Source organism: Serratia sp. 3ACOL1, from assembly GCF_003668775.1.
GTDB classification, from domain to species: Bacteria; Pseudomonadota; Gammaproteobacteria; order Enterobacterales; family Enterobacteriaceae; genus Chania; species Chania fonticola.
The window spans coordinates 694522-714578 of sequence record NZ_CP033055.1 but is presented as its reverse complement, the minus strand read 5'-3'; the positions used below and the strand labels follow the sequence as shown (position 1 = coordinate 714578).

The 20057-nt window shown below is 45.2% G+C and carries 15 protein-coding genes and 1 pseudogene; 4 read left to right on the top strand and 12 right to left on the bottom strand.

Going from position 1 to position 20057, the window contains the following annotated elements:
- The 4 genes and pseudogenes from hisA to D9980_RS03385 form a co-directional block, all read left to right on the top strand.
- Positions 1–738 carry a 1-(5-phosphoribosyl)-5-[(5-phosphoribosylamino)methylideneamino]imidazole-4-carboxamide isomerase gene (gene hisA, locus D9980_RS03400; RefSeq protein WP_021179971.1) on the top strand — a complete coding sequence of 246 codons (738 nt, stop codon included), beginning with the start codon at positions 1–3 and terminating at the stop codon, positions 736–738.
- Positions 720–1496 (top strand): imidazole glycerol phosphate synthase subunit HisF, encoded by a 777-nt coding sequence (gene hisF / locus D9980_RS03395; RefSeq protein WP_024486601.1) that lies wholly within the window; start codon positions 720–722, stop codon positions 1494–1496. The genes hisA and hisF overlap by 19 nt, the downstream gene beginning before the upstream one ends.
- The gene (hisIE, locus tag D9980_RS03390) at positions 1490–2107 is read left to right on the top strand and encodes a bifunctional phosphoribosyl-AMP cyclohydrolase/phosphoribosyl-ATP diphosphatase HisIE (protein ID WP_121606425.1); all 618 of its coding nucleotides are present in this window, start codon (positions 1490–1492) and stop codon (positions 2105–2107) included. The genes hisF and hisIE overlap by 7 nt, the downstream gene beginning before the upstream one ends.
- A gap of 126 nt (positions 2108–2233) precedes the next feature.
- A pseudogene (locus D9980_RS03385) lies at positions 2234–2377 on the top strand (IS481 family transposase); the annotation flags it as partial.
- Between the two features lie 64 nt (positions 2378–2441).
- On the opposite strand, the gene D9980_RS03380 reads toward D9980_RS03385, so the two are convergent.
- The 12 genes from D9980_RS03380 to D9980_RS03325 form a co-directional block, all read right to left on the bottom strand.
- Positions 2442–3503 (bottom strand): acyltransferase, encoded by a 1062-nt coding sequence (locus D9980_RS03380; protein ID WP_121606424.1) that lies wholly within the window; start codon positions 3501–3503, stop codon positions 2442–2444.
- 477 nt (positions 3504–3980) lie between these two features.
- The gene (gene gndA, locus D9980_RS03375) at positions 3981–5387 is read right to left on the bottom strand and encodes an NADP-dependent phosphogluconate dehydrogenase (protein ID WP_121606423.1); all 1407 of its coding nucleotides are present in this window, start codon (positions 5385–5387) and stop codon (positions 3981–3983) included.
- 153 nt (positions 5388–5540) lie between these two features.
- Positions 5541–6662 carry a glycosyltransferase family 4 protein gene (locus D9980_RS03370; RefSeq protein ID WP_121606422.1) on the bottom strand — a complete coding sequence of 374 codons (1122 nt, stop codon included), beginning with the start codon at positions 6660–6662 and terminating at the stop codon, positions 5541–5543.
- A gap of 8 nt (positions 6663–6670) precedes the next feature.
- The gene (locus D9980_RS03365) at positions 6671–7804 is read right to left on the bottom strand and encodes a glycosyltransferase family 1 protein (protein ID WP_121606421.1); all 1134 of its coding nucleotides are present in this window, start codon (positions 7802–7804) and stop codon (positions 6671–6673) included.
- A gap of 47 nt (positions 7805–7851) precedes the next feature.
- Positions 7852–8886 carry a GDP-mannose 4,6-dehydratase gene (gene gmd, locus D9980_RS03360; protein WP_121606420.1) on the bottom strand — a complete coding sequence of 345 codons (1035 nt, stop codon included), beginning with the start codon at positions 8884–8886 and terminating at the stop codon, positions 7852–7854.
- 548 nt (positions 8887–9434) lie between these two features.
- Entirely contained in the window at positions 9435–10334 is a 900-nt protein-coding gene (locus D9980_RS03355) for an NAD(P)-dependent oxidoreductase (protein ID WP_121606419.1), read from the bottom strand.
- The gene (locus tag D9980_RS03350) at positions 10331–13327 is read right to left on the bottom strand and encodes a glycosyltransferase (protein WP_121606418.1); all 2997 of its coding nucleotides are present in this window, start codon (positions 13325–13327) and stop codon (positions 10331–10333) included. Before D9980_RS03350 ends, D9980_RS03355 begins: the two co-directional genes overlap by 4 nt.
- 34 nt (positions 13328–13361) lie before the next feature.
- The gene (locus tag D9980_RS03345) at positions 13362–15110 is read right to left on the bottom strand and encodes a methyltransferase domain-containing protein (RefSeq protein ID WP_121606417.1); all 1749 of its coding nucleotides are present in this window, start codon (positions 15108–15110) and stop codon (positions 13362–13364) included.
- The gene (locus tag D9980_RS03340; protein WP_121606416.1) at positions 15110–16384 is read right to left on the bottom strand and encodes an ABC transporter ATP-binding protein; all 1275 of its coding nucleotides are present in this window, start codon (positions 16382–16384) and stop codon (positions 15110–15112) included. The genes D9980_RS03345 and D9980_RS03340 overlap by 1 nt, the downstream gene beginning before the upstream one ends.
- Positions 16384–17178: an ABC transporter permease gene (locus D9980_RS03335; protein ID WP_121608940.1), complete on the bottom strand. Its 795-nt coding sequence runs from the start codon at positions 17176–17178 to the stop codon at positions 16384–16386. The genes D9980_RS03340 and D9980_RS03335 overlap by 1 nt, the downstream gene beginning before the upstream one ends.
- A 2-nt stretch (positions 17179–17180) precedes the next feature.
- Positions 17181–18554 (bottom strand): phosphomannomutase CpsG, encoded by a 1374-nt coding sequence (cpsG, locus tag D9980_RS03330; RefSeq protein ID WP_121606415.1) that lies wholly within the window; start codon positions 18552–18554, stop codon positions 17181–17183.
- A 14-nt stretch (positions 18555–18568) separates the two neighbouring features.
- Positions 18569–19978, bottom strand: coding sequence for a mannose-1-phosphate guanylyltransferase/mannose-6-phosphate isomerase (locus tag D9980_RS03325; RefSeq protein WP_021179982.1), 1410 nt, complete (start codon positions 19976–19978; stop codon positions 18569–18571).
- Positions 19979–20057 lie beyond the last annotated feature (79 nt).

Below are 20057 nucleotides of genomic sequence, written 5' to 3'. Positions count from 1 at the left end.
ATGATTATTCCCGCTTTGGATTTGATCGACGGTAACGTAGTGCGCCTGCATCAGGGCGATTACGGCCAACAGCGCGACTACGGCAACGATCCGCTGCTGCGTCTGCAAGACTATCAGCAGCAAGGGGCGCAAGTTTTACACCTGGTTGATTTGACCGGGGCAAAAGACCCGGCGGCTCGCCAGATCCCGCTGTTGCGTAAACTGCTGGCCGGAGTGAGCGTGCCAGTACAGGTTGGCGGCGGTATCCGTAACGAACAAGACGTTGCGGCACTGCTGGAAGCCGGAGCCACGCGCGTGGTCATCGGCTCCACCGCAGTCAAGCAGCCAGAGATGGTGCAGGGTTGGTTTGAACGCTACGGTGCCGATGCCATGGTGCTGGCGCTGGACGTACGCATCGACGCCGCAGGCCGCAAGAACGTGGCTATCAGCGGTTGGCAGGAAGACTCGGAGGCCACGCTGGAACAAGTGGTTGAACAATACCTGCCGTTTGGCCTAAAACATGTGCTGTGCACCGATATCTCACGCGACGGTACGCTGAAAGGCTCTAACGTGGGGCTGTATCAGGAAGTGTGCCAGCGCTATCCGCAGATCGCCTTCCAGGCTTCTGGCGGCATCGGCAACCTGGACGATATCGCCCAGTTGCGTGGCAGTGGTGTGGAAGGGGTGATCGTCGGGCGCGCCCTGTTGGATGGTAAATTCAGCGTTGAGGAGGCTATCGCATGCTGGCAAAACGGATAATCCCTTGTCTGGACGTCAAGGACGGGCAAGTGGTCAAGGGCGTACAGTTCCGTAACCACGAAATCATTGGCGACATCGTGCCGCTGGCCCAGCGCTACGCGCAAGAAGGTGCCGACGAACTGGTCTTTTACGATATCACCGCTTCCAGCGATGGCCGGGTGGTAGATAAAAGCTGGGTATCACGGGTTGCGGAAGTGATCGATATTCCGTTCTGCGTGGCCGGGGGCATCAAGAGTGCCGAAGACGCCAGCCAGATCCTCTCCTTTGGGGCGGACAAGATCTCCATCAACTCCCCTGCGCTGGCCGACCCAACGCTGATCAGCCGCCTGGCAGATCGCTTTGGCGTACAGTGCATCGTGGTCGGGATCGACACCTGGTATGAAGCCGAAACCGGCAAATACCACGTCAACCAATATACCGGGGATGAAAGCCGCACCCGAGTCACCGAGTGGCAAACCCTCGATTGGGTGCAGGAAGTGCAAAAGCGTGGCGCTGGGGAGATTGTGCTCAACATGATGAACCAGGACGGCGTACGCAACGGTTACGATCTGGAACAGCTGAAGCGGGTACGTGAAGTGTGCAAGGTGCCGCTGATCGCCTCCGGCGGTGCCGGTACCATGGAACACTTCCTGGAAGCCTTCCGCGATGCCGACGTTGACGGCGCGCTGGCGGCTTCGGTATTCCATAAGCAAATCATCAATATCGGCGAACTGAAACGGTTCCTGGCAGAGAAAGGCGTGGAGATACGCGTGTGTTAACAGAACAACAGAAAGCTAAGCTGGATTGGGCAAAAACCGACAACCTGATGCCGGCAATCGTACAACATGCCGTTTCCGGCGAAGTATTAATGCTGGGATATATGGATCAGGCAGCACTGGACGTGACCGAGCAAACCGGCAAGGTGACGTTCTTCTCACGTACCAAGCAGCGCCTGTGGACCAAAGGCGAAAGCTCAGGCAACTTCCTTAACGTGGTCAGCATTACGCCAGACTGCGATAACGATACCCTGCTGATCTTGGCCAACCCGATCGGCCCAACCTGCCATTTGGGCAACGACAGTTGCTTCCATCCGGCAAGCAGCGACTGGGGCTTCCTGTACCAGCTTGAGCAATTGTTGGCTTCGCGTAAAACCGCCAGCCCGGATAGCTCTTACACTGCCAAGCTGTATGCCAGCGGTACCAAGCGCATAGCTCAGAAGGTGGGCGAAGAAGGCGTAGAAACCGCCCTGGCCGCCACGGTGAAAGATCGCGAGGAACTGACCAACGAAGCTTCCGACCTGATTTACCACCTGCTGGTGCTATTGCAGGATCAGGATCTGGATTTGAGCAAGGTGATTGGCCGCCTGCGCGAACGGCACGAAAAGAAATAGCGACTCCCGACTAAACCAGGCACAAACTAGCCCCTTCGCCCCAACCCCATGTACAGACCGGGGGCATCATGAAAACTTGTTCAGGGACATGGTAGACACTGATAGCATAGGCATGAGTACTTCTGAGTGGAGCTGCTTATGCCCTGGAGCGAGAGATCTGCCATGTCATTACGTACCGAGTTTGTCCTTTTCGCCTCGCAAGACGGGGCCAATATTCGGGTGTTATGCCGTCAGTTCGTCATAACACCTGCCACAGGCTACAAGTGGCTATAGCGCTGGCTGTGGGACCAGGACTTTGTCATCAATCTGATGGACCGCCAAGCGGTCCATCTAACTATCCAAACCTTTTCTTTCTTAACCACGTATTTATTGGGTATTCATAAAATTTGTACATAATACATGAGGCTAAAACCCCAAATGTAATCACGGAGATCATAAATGGAATAACTGACCTCGCACTATCTATATTTACATTGAAATGGTTGATAGCCACAGTTATTATTATTTGATGAATCATGTATAAACTAAATGATGCCTCACCAAAAAAAATAAGCCATTTATTTGATAAGATTTTAGAAATAGCACCATTACCATAAGCGAAAATAAAAACAGTTAACGCCATGGGAATTATATAATAAATATCATATCGCCATTGCATAGGTACATTGTTAATTCCGAATACAGAAAACACCATAATCAAGAATAATGAAAATATCTCTAGCAATGTAGCCTGAGAACCTTCAATAACCACTTTTTTAGTTAAGAAAAGTCGACACAAAAGCATTCCGATCATAAAATCGATTACTCTGAATGCTGGATTTACGTAGTATGTCCAACCGTAGTACCTTGGAGTTTGAGGCACTTGATACATATGAAATAAAATGACAGCCAACAGGACTGATGATAACACCATCAATTGCTTTGTATTTAGAGTCACCAAGAATATGAAAGATATATAAAAAAACATTTCGGTGGACACACTCCACGAAACACCATTGAAATTAAAGAAATAGGCTGGATTAGGTATAGCGCTTTGAACTAAAAATAAATTAGCAAGGAAGTTTTTAATGTCAATGGTGCTTAAATAGTCAATTTTAACATAAATTATAATTGCAGCTAGCAGAGTTATTAAATGAGTAGGGTAGAGCCGTGCAAATCTGTTATATAAAAAGTCACTAATTCTATATGTACCCCTCTTCTTATGTTGTTCATAACTAAAGTTGATTATGAATCCTGAAAGAATATAAAAGAACGTCACTCCAATAAAACCCTCAAAGAAGAATTTATAAAGAACTTTTAATATTTCGCTCTTTGATTCAGCATAGAAATGGAAATGATGAAAAAAAACCCCTAGCGCTGCAAAAAAACGCAAGGAAGTTAATGACGTTAAGCGCATCTAACGAGATTCCTTTTTGACCATGATATCTCACTAAGTATCCCAATGATCACCATAAAGATACTTAACACAAATAAAAACAAATTCCCAGAGGTGGCTAATCCACTGATTAACGAATAAAGGGATAGGATTACTGCGCCACGAATAAGAAATTTAACGAGTAACGATGTCATAATTTAATTGCTATCTCTATTGATGTCTATCGAGACATCCATAGTTTGTGGTGAATAATTTTTAATCAGCATCATTTTTATCCAAATAACCCTAAAAGCATCGACTAATATGCCCCTAACGTGGCTACTCGTCAAGAGAAGACATAATAGGACAGTAAGCGAACGAGGTAGAATGTCGCAGCGGTATTTCCTTAACAAGACGAGATACCCGAATGCTTGCCTTACGGGCTATTTTCCGATCCTCAAAACAAAAAAACCGCCGGGCATTCACCTCGGCGGTTTTTTTATCGTTCAACGTGCGAGATTATTCCATCCATTCAGTATGGAACACGCCTTCTTTGTCGATACGCTTATAGGTGTGAGCACCGAAGTAGTCACGCTGCGCCTGGATCAGGTTGGCAGGCAGTACGGCAGAACGATAGCTGTCGTAGTACGCGATGGCAGCGGAGAAGGTCGGCGTTGGGATACCGTTCTGCACCGCATAGGAAACCACGTCACGCAGCGCCTGCTGGTACTCATCGGCGATTTGCTTGAAGTAAGGTGCCAGCAGCAGGTTGGCGATATCGGCATTCTCAGCGTAAGCATCGGTGATCTTCTGCAGGAACTGAGCACGAATGATACAACCGGCACGGAAGATCTTGGCAATTTCGCCGTAGTTCAGATCCCAGTTGTTTTCCTTGGAGGCCGCTTTAAGCTGAGAGAAGCCCTGCGCATAGGAAACGATTTTACCCAAGTACAGAGCGCGACGAACTTTCTCGACAAACTCGGCTTTCTCGCCGCTGAAGGCTGCAACTTTCGGGCCGGTCAGGACTTTAGAAGCCGCTACGCGCTGGTCTTTCAGAGAAGACAGGTAACGTGCAAACACCGACTCGGTGATCAATGACAATGGCTCGCCCAGATCCAGAGAGCTCTGGCTGGTCCATTTGCCGGTGCCTTTGTTGGCCGCTTCATCGAGGATCACATCAACCAGGTATTTACCCTCTTCGTCTTTCTTGGTGAAGATGTCTTTGGTGATGTCGATCAGGTAGCTGTTCAGTTCGCCCTTGTTCCACTCGGCGAAGGTTTCAGCCAGCTGCTCGTTGTTCAGATTCAGCGCCTGCTTCAGCAAGGAGTAGGCTTCTGCGATCAGCTGCATGTCGCCATATTCGATACCGTTGTGCACCATCTTCACGTAGTGGCCAGCACCGTCGGCACCGATATATGCCACGCATGGCTCACCTTCAGCCACAGCGGCGATTTTCTTCAGGATGGGGGCCACCAGCTCGTAAGCTTCTTTCTGGCCACCTGGCATGATTGAAGGCCCTTTCAGCGCCCCTTCTTCGCCACCGGAAACGCCAGTGCCAATAAAGTTGAAGCCCTGAGCAGACAGCTCGCGGTTACGACGGATAGTATCCTGATAGTAGGTGTTACCACCGTCGATCAGGATATCGCCTTTATCCAGGTGCGGAGTCAGCGAGGCAATGGTCTTGTCCGTAGCTTCGCCCGCTTTTACCATCAGCAAAATGCGGCGCGGTGTTTCCAGCGATGCAACAAACTCTTCGACGGTGTAGTGCGGCACCAAGTTTTTGCCCGGGTTCTCTGCGATAACTTCGTCAGTCTTGTCGCCTGAACGGTTAAAGATAGAAACGGTATAGCCACGGCTTTCGATGTTCAAAGCCAGATTGCGGCCCATCACCGCCATGCCGACAACGCCGATTTGCTGTTTGGACATTAGGAACTCCTGTCTGAGGATGACACCTGTATCACGGCTCTTGGCCAACAGGTTTTTGATGTGGCCAACATGTTAACTCAGGATTGTGTCCACTGGGTAGTGATTGGTGCGATAGGTCACATAATTGCCTATCACGGATAGACAATGTGGTTTTTACAGGCGCCTCTCGATCAACTGCTGGTATAGCTCAATGTAGCTTTCCGCCATACGTGCAGAAGTGAACAGTTCCTGGAAACGTCTTGCCGCATTTTCACCGTAACGCGCTGCCAGTTGCGGGTCGTCCCACAGTTGCACCATCGCCTGACGCAATGCGTCGGAATCAGAAGGTGGCACGACAATGCCAGTCTCTTTATCCAGATTGATGTAGGTTGTGCCCGTACCGATCTCACTGGAAATGAGTGGTTTACCAAACATCGCGCCTTCCAGCAAAGTTATGCCAAACGCTTCTGAACGCAAATGGGAAGGGAAAACGACGCTGTAGCACAGTTGCAACAAGGCAGCCTTATCATCATCAGGCAAAGCGCCAAGGAAATGAATATTCTTCAATCCTAAATCTGTGGCCTGCTGTTTCAACTCTTGCTCAATAGGCCCGGCCCCAACAATGACTAATGGGAAATCAGTGCCTTTCGCTGCATCCAGTAAAATGTGCAGCCCTTTGTAATAACGGAAAGCGCCAACAAACAGGAAAAAGCGATCTCCTACCTTTTGACGCCAATGTTCAAGATGCTGTTCATCCGCCATAGGGTAGGAGTTTTTATCCAGACCATAAGGGATGACTTTGACTTTAGGCAGATATTTTTGCAAGGTCACGCTCGTTTCCACATAGTTTGGCGAAGCCGCGACGATACAATCAACCGAATCTAAAAACTTGATCATCAAAGGCGTATAAAATTTTAACGCCCATTTTTGTTTCACGATGTCCGAGTGATAACTCACAATCGTCGGTTTTTTAACACCGGCAATAAAATGCACCATATCCATAAAGGGATAAGGGAAATGATAATGAATAATATCCGCCTGTTCAGCCAACCGTTTGAATTTTTTTATTGCACTGAGCGAGAATGGTGTGGATGCCACTTCAAAATTGGTTGCAGAGTAATAAGCCGAATGTGAACCTACCTGCTCGTTATCAATATCACCACGCGTACTTAACGATAGTGTGGTCGATTCAATACCGTGACAGGCACCAGCTTCACTCAGTTGATAGATAACCTGTTCAATGCCACCAAAGGAGTCAGGATAATATGTTTTATAAAAATGCAGAACTTTTAACATGAAAGCTATTAAACCTGCTGATATGCGTGAATAGTCTCTGCAGCGCAACGTCGCCAAGAGAAGGTTTTTGCCCGACTTAAACCACCAGTGATGGCAGATTCACGCCAAGTCTCATCTTCAATGCTTTTATGAATTAACTGTGTCAAGGTTTCGACATCCAAAGCGGCACAAGTCAGCGCACACTCGCCAACGACTTCGGGTAACGAAGAACTGTCGGAACACACCACCGGTACGCCTGATGCCATAGCTTCCAGCACCGGAAGCCCAAACCCCTCATACAGTGATGGGAACAGGAAACTCCTGGCACCAGCAAACAGATAAGGCAAATCTGACGACTTGGTATAGCCCAGATAATGTAACCACCCTTCACGTTGAGCCTGTTCAAATCGCACGTGCAGTGACTCGCTACGCCAACCTTTAAAGCCGCTGATCGCTAATGGGTAGGCCTTCCGCAAGCTCAGCGGCAAACGTTCATAGGCGGACAGCAAGGTTTCAATATTCTTGCGCGGTTCTATCGAACCGGTAAATAAACAATATTGACCAGCCTGTAACCCATACTGGGATACTACAGCAGCAATTGGCTCGGGATCTCGTGGATAAAACTCCCCACTACTAGCCAGTTTTGCCGAATACACTTTACCCTCAGGCAAACTGAAATAGCTCATCACCTCTTGCCGGGTGAAATCCGAGTCGGTAATCAAAATATCGGCACGCTTCATCGTCAGCAATAGCTCTTTCTGCATAAAGCGGACGCGCTCTTGAGGATGACATTGGGGCCATGTAAAGACAGAGAGATCGTGAAAGGTGGCTACGCTAGGCCCAACTTTGGGAGGTAAATAGAAATTCGGGCCGTGGTAGATGGCATCCGGGTGTTTCTTTAACGCTAACGTTTTTAACCAGGGTGCCGTCAAACGGTATAGCTCAGAGGCCACTCTGCTTTTTTGCACCATGTGACGCAAACCCTGGCTTGAAGAACTGCTTTCCCTGGCTTGCGGTATTTGCTTACTTAGCCTACGCCCCTGAAGAAATAAAAGCTCAGATATCTCCGAGCTTTTAGTTAAACAGTTAGCTAACTCATAAGCATATCGGCCAATCCCAGTTAACGGATATTTAATCGGGTCAGTACCAAATATGACTTTCATACCTATTTCACCAAGTATCCCCTACCGTTTCAGATAGGGGATTAATTTTAGAATGAGAAGCCTGCTGTATTTCTTTTCAAATCTGCTTCAACCATCATTTTACAGAGTTCTTCAAGCGTCGTTTTCGGCTCCCAGCCCAAGACATCTTTTGCTTTTTGCGGGTCACCAATTAAAAGTTCAACTTCGGCAGGACGGTAGAATTTAGGGTTGACTCGGACAAGTACTTTGCCGGTTGACGTATCAATGCCAACTTCATTCTCGTCAGTGCCTTCGAAACGAAGTTGATAACCTGCGGCAGCAAAGGCAAGCGAAACAAAGTCGCGAACCGTTTCTGTACGGTTAGTAGCAAGAACGAAAGTATCAGGTACTTCGGCCTGCAACATGCGCCACATACCTTCCACATACTCTTTAGCAAAGCCCCAGTCACGCTTGGCGTCCATATTGCCTAATTCCAGAACGTCAAGTTTACCTAACTTGATCTTAGCAACGGAGTCAGTAATTTTACGGGTTACGAACTCACGTCCACGCAGCGGAGATTCATGGTTAAACAGAATGCCACTACAGCCGAAAATGCCGTAGCTCTCGCGGTAGTTGATGGTCATCCAGTGGGCGTACAGTTTAGCCACACCATAAGGACTACGCGGGTAGAAAGGCGTTTCTTCTTTCTGAGGAATAGCCTGGACCTTACCAAACATTTCTGAGGTGGAAGCCTGGTAGAAACGAATCTTTGGATTAACAATGCGGATGGCTTCCAGAAGGTTCAGTGGCCCAATACCCGTAATTTCTGCCGTCGCCACAGGTTGTTCAAATGAAACCCCCACAAAACTTTGCGCGGCCAGGTTATAAACCTCTGTCGCCTCTGTCTGCTGCAGCAAACGGATGCTGGCAGAAAGATCCGTCAAGTCATATTCTACGAGATGAAGATTTGGATGTTTCTCAATACCCAACTCTTCAATACGCCAGAAATTAACAGAGCTGGTACGACGATAGGTGCCGTATACTTTGTACCCTTTATCAAGCAACAACTCTGCCAGATAAGCACCATCTTGCCCAGTAATACCAGTAATAACTGCTGATTTCATCACTTCCTCACTATATAAATTCATTAGTGCTTTATTAAAATTTATAACATCAAATAAACCACGTTCATTTCTTGGCGTGGGATTTTTTAGGAAAGGCTTTTCTATGAACCGATAGGTGATAACTGAAATAGTAACACTAACCAGCATCATCACCAAGCAAGTCGCAACAAAAGCCCCTATAGACTGTGGATGATGGAACCAATGACTCATCATCCGCATCACATAGAAATTTACTGCCAGATGCCATAGGTAGTACGAGTAGGTCACCTTCCCCATCACTGCAGAATTACCCAGGTTAATCTGTCTAAATAACTGAGTTAAATACCGCTACCCTAAGCCTGATGCAGGGGGAGACATAACGGTTGCGACCGTTGAGCGTAAGAATCCGCGATTGCGAGCCCCACTGACGAGTTCACGGCGTGTCGACGTTCTGCATGGCTCCCTCCTGTAGCGCTATGCGGCACAGCTATTTAGATCTGCTCAGCATGCTACAAGTAGAATATAAGGGTCAGGGCAAATAAAATAGTTCGTGTAGCATCCCTTGTCACCTAAGCCATTGCGGAGTACATGGACGCCAATATGGTTTTCAGATCGGGCAGTTCAGGATCTTTACCAAGATACTTCGTTAGCAGCGATGGATCCCCCACGAGTCGCCACACTTCATTTTTGCGAACATATTGATTGGTAATTTCGATTTTAGGCCTAAAACCACTTATTTCTTCAAGACAATCAAGTACATCATGGCCTGTCCATCCTCGGCCTGAGCATAAGTTAACCGTAAAGGGCTCTTCATGTCCACGCGAAATCAGTTCGGAAATCATCCATGCGGAACGTTTGGCTTCAACATAATCACGCACTGAATCAATATTACCTAGCTGCAGGGTAGGCTCACGATCAAAATAATGCCTAACAATTTTAGGCACTAGGAAAGATTCCGCTTGGCCTGCACCGATGACGTTGAATGGCCGCACGATATGAATTGTGATGTCATCACGATACCTTTCTGCCAGCATTTCCATGACCATCTTGCTATAAGAGTAATGGTTCATCGGATTGTACGGCAGCCCTTCATGCAAAAACTCTGCATCCTGGTTACCGTACACACCAGCAGTGCTGGCCAAAAGCATTTTAGGTCGTTTAATATCAGCACTTAATACAGCATTGAATAAATTTTCGGTTCCTAAGACGTTTACACCATAAATTTGCTCAATATCACCATGCGTGACCAGGGCAATAGCGGCCAGATGAACAATCCAGTCAGGCTTGAATTCTTCAATCAGCGACTTCAGCTTTTCTGTTTCAAAAAGCGTAACTGGCACAAGATCTTCGGTCCGTCGGTTGCCAATGCATGTGCCGAGGACAGTGGCGCCACGCTTTGTTAGTTCAGCCATTAAGTATTGGCCAATAAAACCACTACCACCCGTAACTAATACACGCGTCCCGTTCATTTAGCCTCCGGTTCTTTATTTGCAATCGATTTTAAATCCACGATAACCTGATGGGCACAATCAACCCAAGAGATCGGAACCCACTCATTGCGAATTCGTTCTTCTCTACGCAATAACTCATCCTCATGCAATGAGTAATACTTAATTTTGCTAGCCCAACCGGCCACATCCCAAGGGTGAATATAATCAACCAAATCACGCCCTGTTTCCCGAAGCGGATCAACATCAGATGTTAAGCAGAATCTCTGGTAACCCAGACTTTCTGGCAAGGTCAAACTCCATCCCTCATAGAGGCTAGCCAGTAAGGTAAATTTACAATGACGATACAGAACGTCAAGTTGCTGATCGGTGGTTCTAAGGATCAGAATTTTTCCCTTAACTCGACTATCACGGGAGATGACGTCGAAAAGATCTTTCGCTTTCCATCCCGCACCACCAACAAACACAAGTTGGGGAAGTTGGTCAAAACCTTCCTCTAACAGTTTGAGATAGGCTTTATATAGCGTTTCGTGGTTTTTACGAATCTCCAATGTTCCAACGCTTAACATGAATGGACCGGTGATCCCCATGTCATGCAAGATGGCTTCATCCTGGGAGTGTTCAAGCTGGGGGGCTATATCTGAACCAAACTTGAGCGCGATCCCATCGGCGACTGGCCAACCAAATGAAGACTGCCAAACCTTACCATCACGCATCGCTGTCTCACCACCATAAATGATGCTGTCACTTGCCAGCGTTGACAAATAGAAGAACCGGTTATACCACTCATATGCTTCTACGGCATGTAACTGAGGTGTGATAAGAGGCGTTGCATCGTAAATAATCTGACTGAATTTAAAACCAATAGCCTTTTTCGCTTTTATTATCTCTGCCAATGGTCTTGGATCCCAGTTGATACCAGCAGAAAAAACAATATCTTCTGCATCAAATGGAATCGCCTGTGCCGGGCCGGCACATAATCCAGCAACCTCTGCCATCATACGTGTATTGATATCAGATGCAGAGAGAGCCGCAGTTGCCTCAATACGTTCAGGTGATGCACTATTTGGTATAACACCGAGTTTGTCCGCAATACGAATAGCGGTATTCTGTAACGATCCAGGTAACGCGCTAACGAAATAAGCTCCGGACTGCGCATATTTCTTTAGAACTGATGTTTTTTGCGGTTTGAATACAGCCTTATTGTCTACGCTTCCGATTTCAGTAGCGGCTGGCAAGGGCAACAAGCGATCAAAAGGTATTCTATTTCCGCGACCGGACGCTTCAGCCTCTGCCCAGAAACGCTGGAATTCAGCATATTGGCTACCTACATCAGATGACTCAAACAACCAGCTCAGGTTCTCACGTGGAATTTCGAAGAAACGCCCTTCATAGAAGGCGTAGAATCTTAAGCTAGGTACGAGTTTTTCCAAGTTATGCGCGAGAATCAATTCACTACGGATAATCCCGGTTACACCACCGCGCCAAACTGCATAGGATAGTGTTAGATCATACCACATATTAAATGGAGTATAGCTAGGGAACGAAGCATCATGATATTTATTGACGGCGGCTAAAATATTACTGCCACACTCTAACCAAGAGGTAGAATGCCATTCATTTTTAATCAATAATTCCCGCGCTTCAAGCTCCGCAGGATTGTTAATATAAAAATTAATTTTTTCAGCCCACTGCGCAATATCTAACGGGTCAGTATAAACAGCGAATTGCTTACCGATTTCACGTAATGGTTCTACATCCGCTGCCAAACATAATTTACCGTAGCTGAAACTCTCAGGCATAGGCAACGCCCAACCCTCATAGAAGCTCGGTAACAGGGTAAATTTGCAGTTACGATAGAGTGCATCTAACTCTTCATCGTTTGGTGACAAAATTAGAATATTGGAGCCAATTCGTGGATCCCGACGAATAGTGTCGATCAGGTCGGCAGTACGCCAACCAGGCTTGCCCACAAAAACCATCTGCGGCAAATTCTCAGTTTTATTATCAATCAGCATCGTAAATGCTTTATATAGCGTATCGTGATTCTTCCTTATTTCTATCGTTCCGACAGTCATAATAAAATCACGTGACACACCTAAACGCTTTAGTATCTCCTGGTCTTTTGAAGTATCTTTTACTTTTATTGGGTCGGTACCACCGTAAGGGATCGCGGTGCTTGCTGGAACTCTCCACTCCATTTTTTTCTGATAAGCTATTCCATCATTTTGTGGGTTAATACCACCATATAAGATAAAGTCACAATTTTCAGATATCCAGCTAAAGTAGCGACGAAAATTTTCTTCTTCCTGTGGGCGATACAAATGGTGAGTTGATTCACCAACTAATATTGTATCATAAACCATATAGCCAATTTTAATTGTTGGCAATTGCTTTTTTAGTTTGGAAAAATAGGTTTCTTTACCACTATCAGACCAGCCAACGCTCAAAATAATGTCATCCACATGATATGGATGGCTAAAACCGGGCTGGGTATTATTACTAACAATATTCGGAGTGGTATGGCTGATTTCAGAAGTACCGTTGCTGCTCAATACGCTACGTGTTTTGATTACTGCACCAATGGTTTTGGAAGGTAGCCAAGCTAACACACGTATAATCGGTCGCAGGTTAGTCGGTGTCTCTTGAACCATAAGAGCCAATGAATGCTGTAGACGGCGACCTCGGCTTGGAATAGCAACTTGCAGGCCAGATAGAAAATTATTGACTTTTTGCGTCGCGGGAGTTGTACTAACCTGCCCTGTAGGTGTTGGCTGTTGGCCCCAGGTTCTTTTTGCCAAATATTCATCTGCAACGTTAGCGTCGCCAAATATCCAAGGTATATCTTGACGTGGGATCTCAACAAAGTGCCCATCTTTGAACATACTGAAAGCAATTTCATCGTCAAGCTTGCCCAGAGCTGCTGCAATTTCCAATTCAGCACGGACGATACCAACAACGCCGCCAGTCCAAAGCATTGATGTTGTCAAATCAAACCATTTTTTACTTTTCATTTCATCCCAGCCTTATAAAATCATCAAGTAATAATTACTTAGTTATTAATCGCTTCATTAGTCTCAATGGTTTTGTTATTAACCAAGATGTACTTAGATGGATTTTTACAATTAACTCTTTCAAAGCGCTAATCTCTTGTGTTAGCTGCAGATTATCTGCAACTAACTTTTTCTTTATGTCATCCTCAGCAGCAAGTTGATTTAGTAATTGTTGGTGAACAGCTTCTTGCTGTTTGATAATATGAATAAGCTCTGTATCTTCCGGTTCACGTTGGTGATCGGGTGCTGAAAAATAAAGTCTAGCAACTGACTGTGCAGTATCTAAATAATCTCTTACAGCAACTGTCTCTTTGAAAAGAGCTTCATTGGCAGATAACCACAAGGCTATATTAACACTGTGAATAATAGGTGGTGCACATCTTTTATTGCTATCACATTCGCTATCAATGACCTGATCTAATAATACCTTAAACTTGGCAAACGACCATTCATCTGCTGGAACAGCCCAAATGCTTGCTAACCACAACCTTAGTTCAATGCACTTCGGCCAATTCAGTAAGAACAGCGGGCTACGGTTCGGTAATAAAACTGGTTCCTTTTGCCGCTCAACTTCATTTACGAAAATGATAAAACTTAAGAATATATTGTAGGGCCATACAACATCTGATTGATTTTTCCCTATAGAGGAAAAATCAATCAGGCTAGAACTCTCATCGCCTATTAAGACATTCCAGACACGAACGTCGTTGTGGTAATAACCATGAGACTCAAGTTCACATAATTGACCCAGAACGCTACGGCAAACGTTCAATGAATTATAGCTCTTACTTTGAGAGATTAACTGACTCAAGCGAACGCCAGAAATTAGGTCATAGATTAAAAAACCCGAATTATTTTCTTCGCCATAATAATAAAGATGCGGTAATTTAATGCTCGAGAGATTGCACTGAGACAGGGCTCTTAACGATTTAACCTCATCCTCAATGTCCTTTTTATTAATTGCTGCCAACTCACCTGTGAAACTGTATACCTTAAGAAATTTATCATCAGACCAATAGTAACGACGCGAGCCTTGGTGAATGCTATAAGCGAACTCGTGAGACTCCTTCGACCAGTCATTTATAGGTTCAATTTCATTTTCAACAAACCAATATTTACTGCTTGAGAAATACAGAGGTCTTGTCACATCAGTAAGATGAGTACCGAACTCCCCCAAAGCACGACTAAATGCAATGTCATCAAGAATGTCATCGGCATGTTCTGGTAGTTGCTCAGCCCAATATAACCCTTCTTCTTTCACTGCTAATTCGAGTAAAAGCACACCGGCTTTATTTGCAAGAAGATTAATCTGTTCTTTTGCTGATAGGTAACCATCACTGTGGCAAACATGATGAAAAATACTAAACCCCAAGACAATATCATACTCAGCAAAGTCGATAGACTGTATAACGCTTTGAACTGTACCTTGGTAGAACTCTACATGATCAATTGAGAACTCTTCGGTAAGTGCATTACAAAGTTCTATATTTTTATCTAAGAAATCGACCCCCATAACTTTACTGCAGTACTTTGCCAAACTCAGAGAGAAAAAACCTTGGGCACACCCTAAATCTAATAGTTTTAATGGGCGCTGCAGTTTGTCATGAAGTTTTTTTACAACATTCTCTACAATAACTAGTCTGTCACTGCAATTTCTTGATGTAACAATTTCTAACTCAGGATGCCCATAGATCAACTGATAACATTCAGGCAATGATGCTACGTATTTTTCAATATTTATCATTAGACACTCTCAGTTTTATAGCTTGCTTGTGCGTCACATATTCCAACAAAGACAGTTTCGCTGTGTACATTGATTAATAAAGAGTCATATCGCCTATCGAGTGGAACATCATTCCCGTCTTCATCTTGCACAGTAATGCCAAGAGAGAGCAAATAACTTCCTGAGTTCATCACAGTTCTAAGCGAAAACTCACTATCCACAATCAACCCGGCAACAACATCACCATATTGTGATCCACTGATTATCTCCGAATTGGTTCCATAAATGTTCAGTCCATCAGGAGTTTTTATTAGTAGACCAAAAACAGGATTTTTACAATCCTTATGAAATACTGCTCTATATTTTATTTTTATAATATCATTGGTATCTATTGTTGGTGGAAAATCACCGTTGGCTGTTGAAATAACAACATCTGTAATGGTTGCGCCTTGGCTACCCCACCTATGTTCTATTTTTTGATAATACGGTTTAGTATGATAAATATCTTCGATAGACAATTCAGAGTTTATATTTTTATCAGCTAATGGGACAGAACGCTTGATCGTTTTGCCAAACATTCTATCCCTAAACTCATTAACAACTTCTCTTGGTTCTCCAAACATGGCAACTTTGCCACCATCGAGTAAAATTGCACGATGGCAATGTTTAACAACGTCATCCAATGCATGTGTTACAAAAAGAATTGTAGTTCCTTGCTCTTTGAAAGTCTTTATCCGCCTAAAGCACTTTGCCTGAAACGCAACATCACCGACAGATAATGCTTCATCAACGATCAGCAAATCGGGTCTGACAGCAGTTGCAACACTAAACGCGAGCCGAACCTGCATACCACTAGAATAAACTCTTACAGGTTGATCTATATAATCACCTATATCAGCAAACGCCTCTATTTCTGACATCAATGCCGATATTTTTTCATCACCTAGTCCTAACAGTTGCCCGGACATATAGATATTCTGTCGACCAGTAAAATCTGGGTGAAACCCCATACCCAATTCAAGAAGGGCGGCTACAGAACCATGTCGCTCAATTCTCCCTTCAGTTGGCTGGGTAGTGCCGGTGACCATCTTTAATAAAGTACTTTTGCCTGCACCGTTTACACCAACGATCCCGACAGACTCGCCATGCTTGATATGTATATTGATATCTCTCAACACCCACTTTAGTGAATGCCGATCCTTTCTGCAGAAAGGCAACCATTCGATCAATCTTGAAAAGCGTGTGGGATACTTCTTATAAGCTTTCCCGACCCCGTCAATAGAAATAATATTCATTACAACTCATCCACTATATCACTGGCATGTTTTCTAAAGAGAAATAATCCAATCAGAATAAACACAATCCCCGATATTGCTGCTGGTATGAGTGTCGACCACTCCGGAGCAACCTGGTGCACCATGATACTATGTGCAGCATTAACAATCGCAGCCATCGGATTATAACTCATCAATTCTTTAGCCCAGTCAGGTAGAATACTGATAGGATAAACAATTGGAGTAAACCAGAACCAAAATTGGAGCAATACTCCCATAAGTTGTCCGACATCCCTGAAAAAAACATTAAGGATACCTAATGTCATACCGAGACCGACAGAAAATGCAAGTTGTAATATTAGGATGGGTATAATTGCGATAAATACGGTTCCAGGGAAATTATTAGTCGCAATCAAGAACACCACGAATAAAATAAATATTATAAAAAAATTTAATAGTGCAATATTTACCGTGATAATGGGCAAGCATATTCTTGGAAAGTTTAGTTTCTTCAACAGATTTGCATTATCTATCAATACGGACATGGTCTTGCTGACCACTTCAGAGAAAAGCCCCCACAGTAAAATCCCAGTGCAGAGATAAATACTATATGCAAAGGTTCCATTGACTTCTGGAAGCTTAGCCTTCATTACTGCAGAAAAAATTACAGTATAAACAACTATCATTGAAAGAGGTTGAATAACAAGCCAAATGCCACCAAGCATGCTTGTTTGGTAGCGGGATTGAAAATCCCGCTTCACCGCCCCAAAAATAAAACCTCTATAATGATAAATTGCACGCAGCAACTCTTTCAAAATCATTCCCCACCGAGTAGCGTCAAAAGTTCCTGTGTTTTTTCATTCATCAACGTCACGTTTCCTTTCGACTCAACATTTAAACGAACAACAGGCTCCGTATTGGAAGTTCTCAAATTGAAGCGCCAATCCTCGTACTCGATACTAATACCATCAACTAGATCGATACACAGCGCATCAGGTTCATAAATTGAGCGAATTTTGGCTATGACGTGCTGCGCATTGGCCAGTGTCCGATTGATCTCACCTGAGGCAGGATAAGCTAACATGCGATTTCCTACTAGTTGGTTCAGTGTCTTCCCTTTCGCAGAGAGCAAAGCAGTAACCAACAACCATGGGATCATCCCACTGTCACAGTAAGCGAAACTACGGAAGTAGTGATGAGCACTCATTTCCCCACCATAAACCGCATCTTCTTTGCGCATCCGCTCTTTAATAAATGCGTGCCCAGTTTTCGACATCACCGGTACGCCACCGGCTTTGTTTACGATATCAATGGTGTTCCAGGAAAGACGGGGGTCATGTATGATTTTTGCCCCTTTTTCTTTTTGTAGAAAGGCTTCTGCCAGTAGGCCAACTATATAATACCCTTCAATAAAGTTGGCTTTATTGTCGAAAAGGAAACAGCGGTCAAAGTCACCGTCAAAGGCTATCCCCATATCGGCCTGATGCTTTAGTACCGCGTTTGCGGTATCAGCTCGACACTCTGGCAACAAGGGGTTGGGAATGCCATTTGGGAATTGGCCGTCCGGCTGATTATGGACCTTAACAAAGGAAACGGGCACATTATCTTGTTTGAAACGCCGTTCGATCTCATCGATCACATGACCGGCAGCACCATTCCCTGAGTTGATCACCAACTTCATTGGGCTTAGCGACTTGGTATCAATGTACCCTAACAGATGATCTACATAATCATTCAGAATAGAGATCTGCTGATAGCTACCACGTTTGCTTTCATCAACCGGAGCGAAGTTATTCACTTCGGCCAATTCCTTAATCGCAAACAGGCCTGTGTCGCCACTGATAGGCTGTGCATTCTCACGCACCAGCTTCATACCGTTATAGTTCATAGGGTTGTGGCTTGCTGTAACCTCGATTCCACCATCCATATTGAGATGGAATGTGGCAAAGTAAACTTCTTCTGTTCCACTTAACCCAATGTCAAAAACATCGGCTCCGGCATCACGCAGGCCGTTAGCCAAAGCTAATTTTAATGCTTCACTAGTCAAACGCACATCGCCACCCACAATAATGCGCTTTGGCCTTAAATATTCGCCATAGGCTCGCCCGATGCGGTAAGCAATATCTTCGTTTAACTCTTCACCAAGTTGACCGCGAATATCATAAGCCTTAAAGCATGTTAAACTGTTCATTAAAACCTCAAAAATTAGCAACGCCCGTAGTGATCTTTTATGCGGATAACGTCATCGTCCCCAAGATAAGAACCAGACTGAATCTCAATCAATTCTAGCGGAATGTTGCCTGGGTTTTCTAAACGATGGATAACCGCAACCGGGATAAATGTTGACTGATTCTCGGTAATCAAGAACGTCTTATCGCCAGTAGTCACTCTCGCGGTGCCGGAAAGCACGACCCAATGCTCAGCGCGATGGTGATGCATTTGCAAAGAGAACGCCTCACCCGGATTCACAGTAATACGATTGACGTTAAAACGTTTCTCGGCGACCAAAATGTCGCAACGGCCCCATGGACGATACACTTCACGATGCCGGCGATATTCACTACGCTTGTTCTTCTTCAGATGTTCAACAATCTTTTTAACATCTTGAACCTTGGATCTATCTACTACCAACACGGCATCTTTGGTGTTAACAATCACCAGGTTTTCTACACCTACAGCAGCGACCAGCTTCTCGTCAGTGTTGATGTAGCAGTCACGGGAGTCATAGAGGAAAGTATCCCCGGTTAGCGCATTACCCGCCGAGTCTTTCTTGCTTACTTCCCACAACGCCGACCAAGATCCGACGTCACTCCAACCAGCATCCAGGGGAATGACCACCGCATCGTGAGTCTTCTCCATTACCGCATAGTCAACCGAGTCATCCGGGCAGGCAGAAAACGCATCGCGATCAACATTGATAAAGTTTTTATCGCATTCAGTGTTAGCAAGCGCATCGCGGCAAGCCGCAAGGATATCTGGGCGGAATTTCTCCAGCTCTTCCAGATAGCGCTTGGCACGAAACATGAACATGCCGCTATTCCAGTAGTATTCACCTGTCTCGATATAGCTTTGTGCCGTCTCGCTGTCAGGCTTCTCTACAAACCGTTGAACAGGCGCTGCCACCGAACCATTCTTACATTCCCCACGTTGAATATACCCGTAACCCGTTTCAGGCCCGGTGGGAACAATACCAAAGGTAACCAGACTCTTTGCAGCCGCATGTGGCAGTGCCAGGTCAATGGCACGATGGAATGCTTCGACATCATTGATAATGTGATCGGCCGCCAACACCAGCATGATAGGGTCGTTGCCCTGGGCAATGGCATTCAATGCGGCCAAGGCTATCGCCGGAGCGGTGTTACGCCCTACCGGTTCCAAAATGATGTTATGCGATAACATGTCGATCTGCCGAAGTTGTTCAGCAACCATAAAGCGGTGATCTTCGTTACAGATTACAACAGGCTCACTGACGCCGACACCATCAAGCCGCTTTAACGTTTCTTGCAACATGGAATGGATGCTGTGCAAACGCAGGAACTGCTTGGGATGGAGTTCACGGGACATTGGCCATAAACGACTGCCAGTGCCGCCTGCCATAATTACGGGTAGTAACATTATTTATCCTTTATTACGTTAAGCTAAAAAGCTTCAAGTAATACAATCACTTAACAAAAATACGCTAATCGCAGTTCTT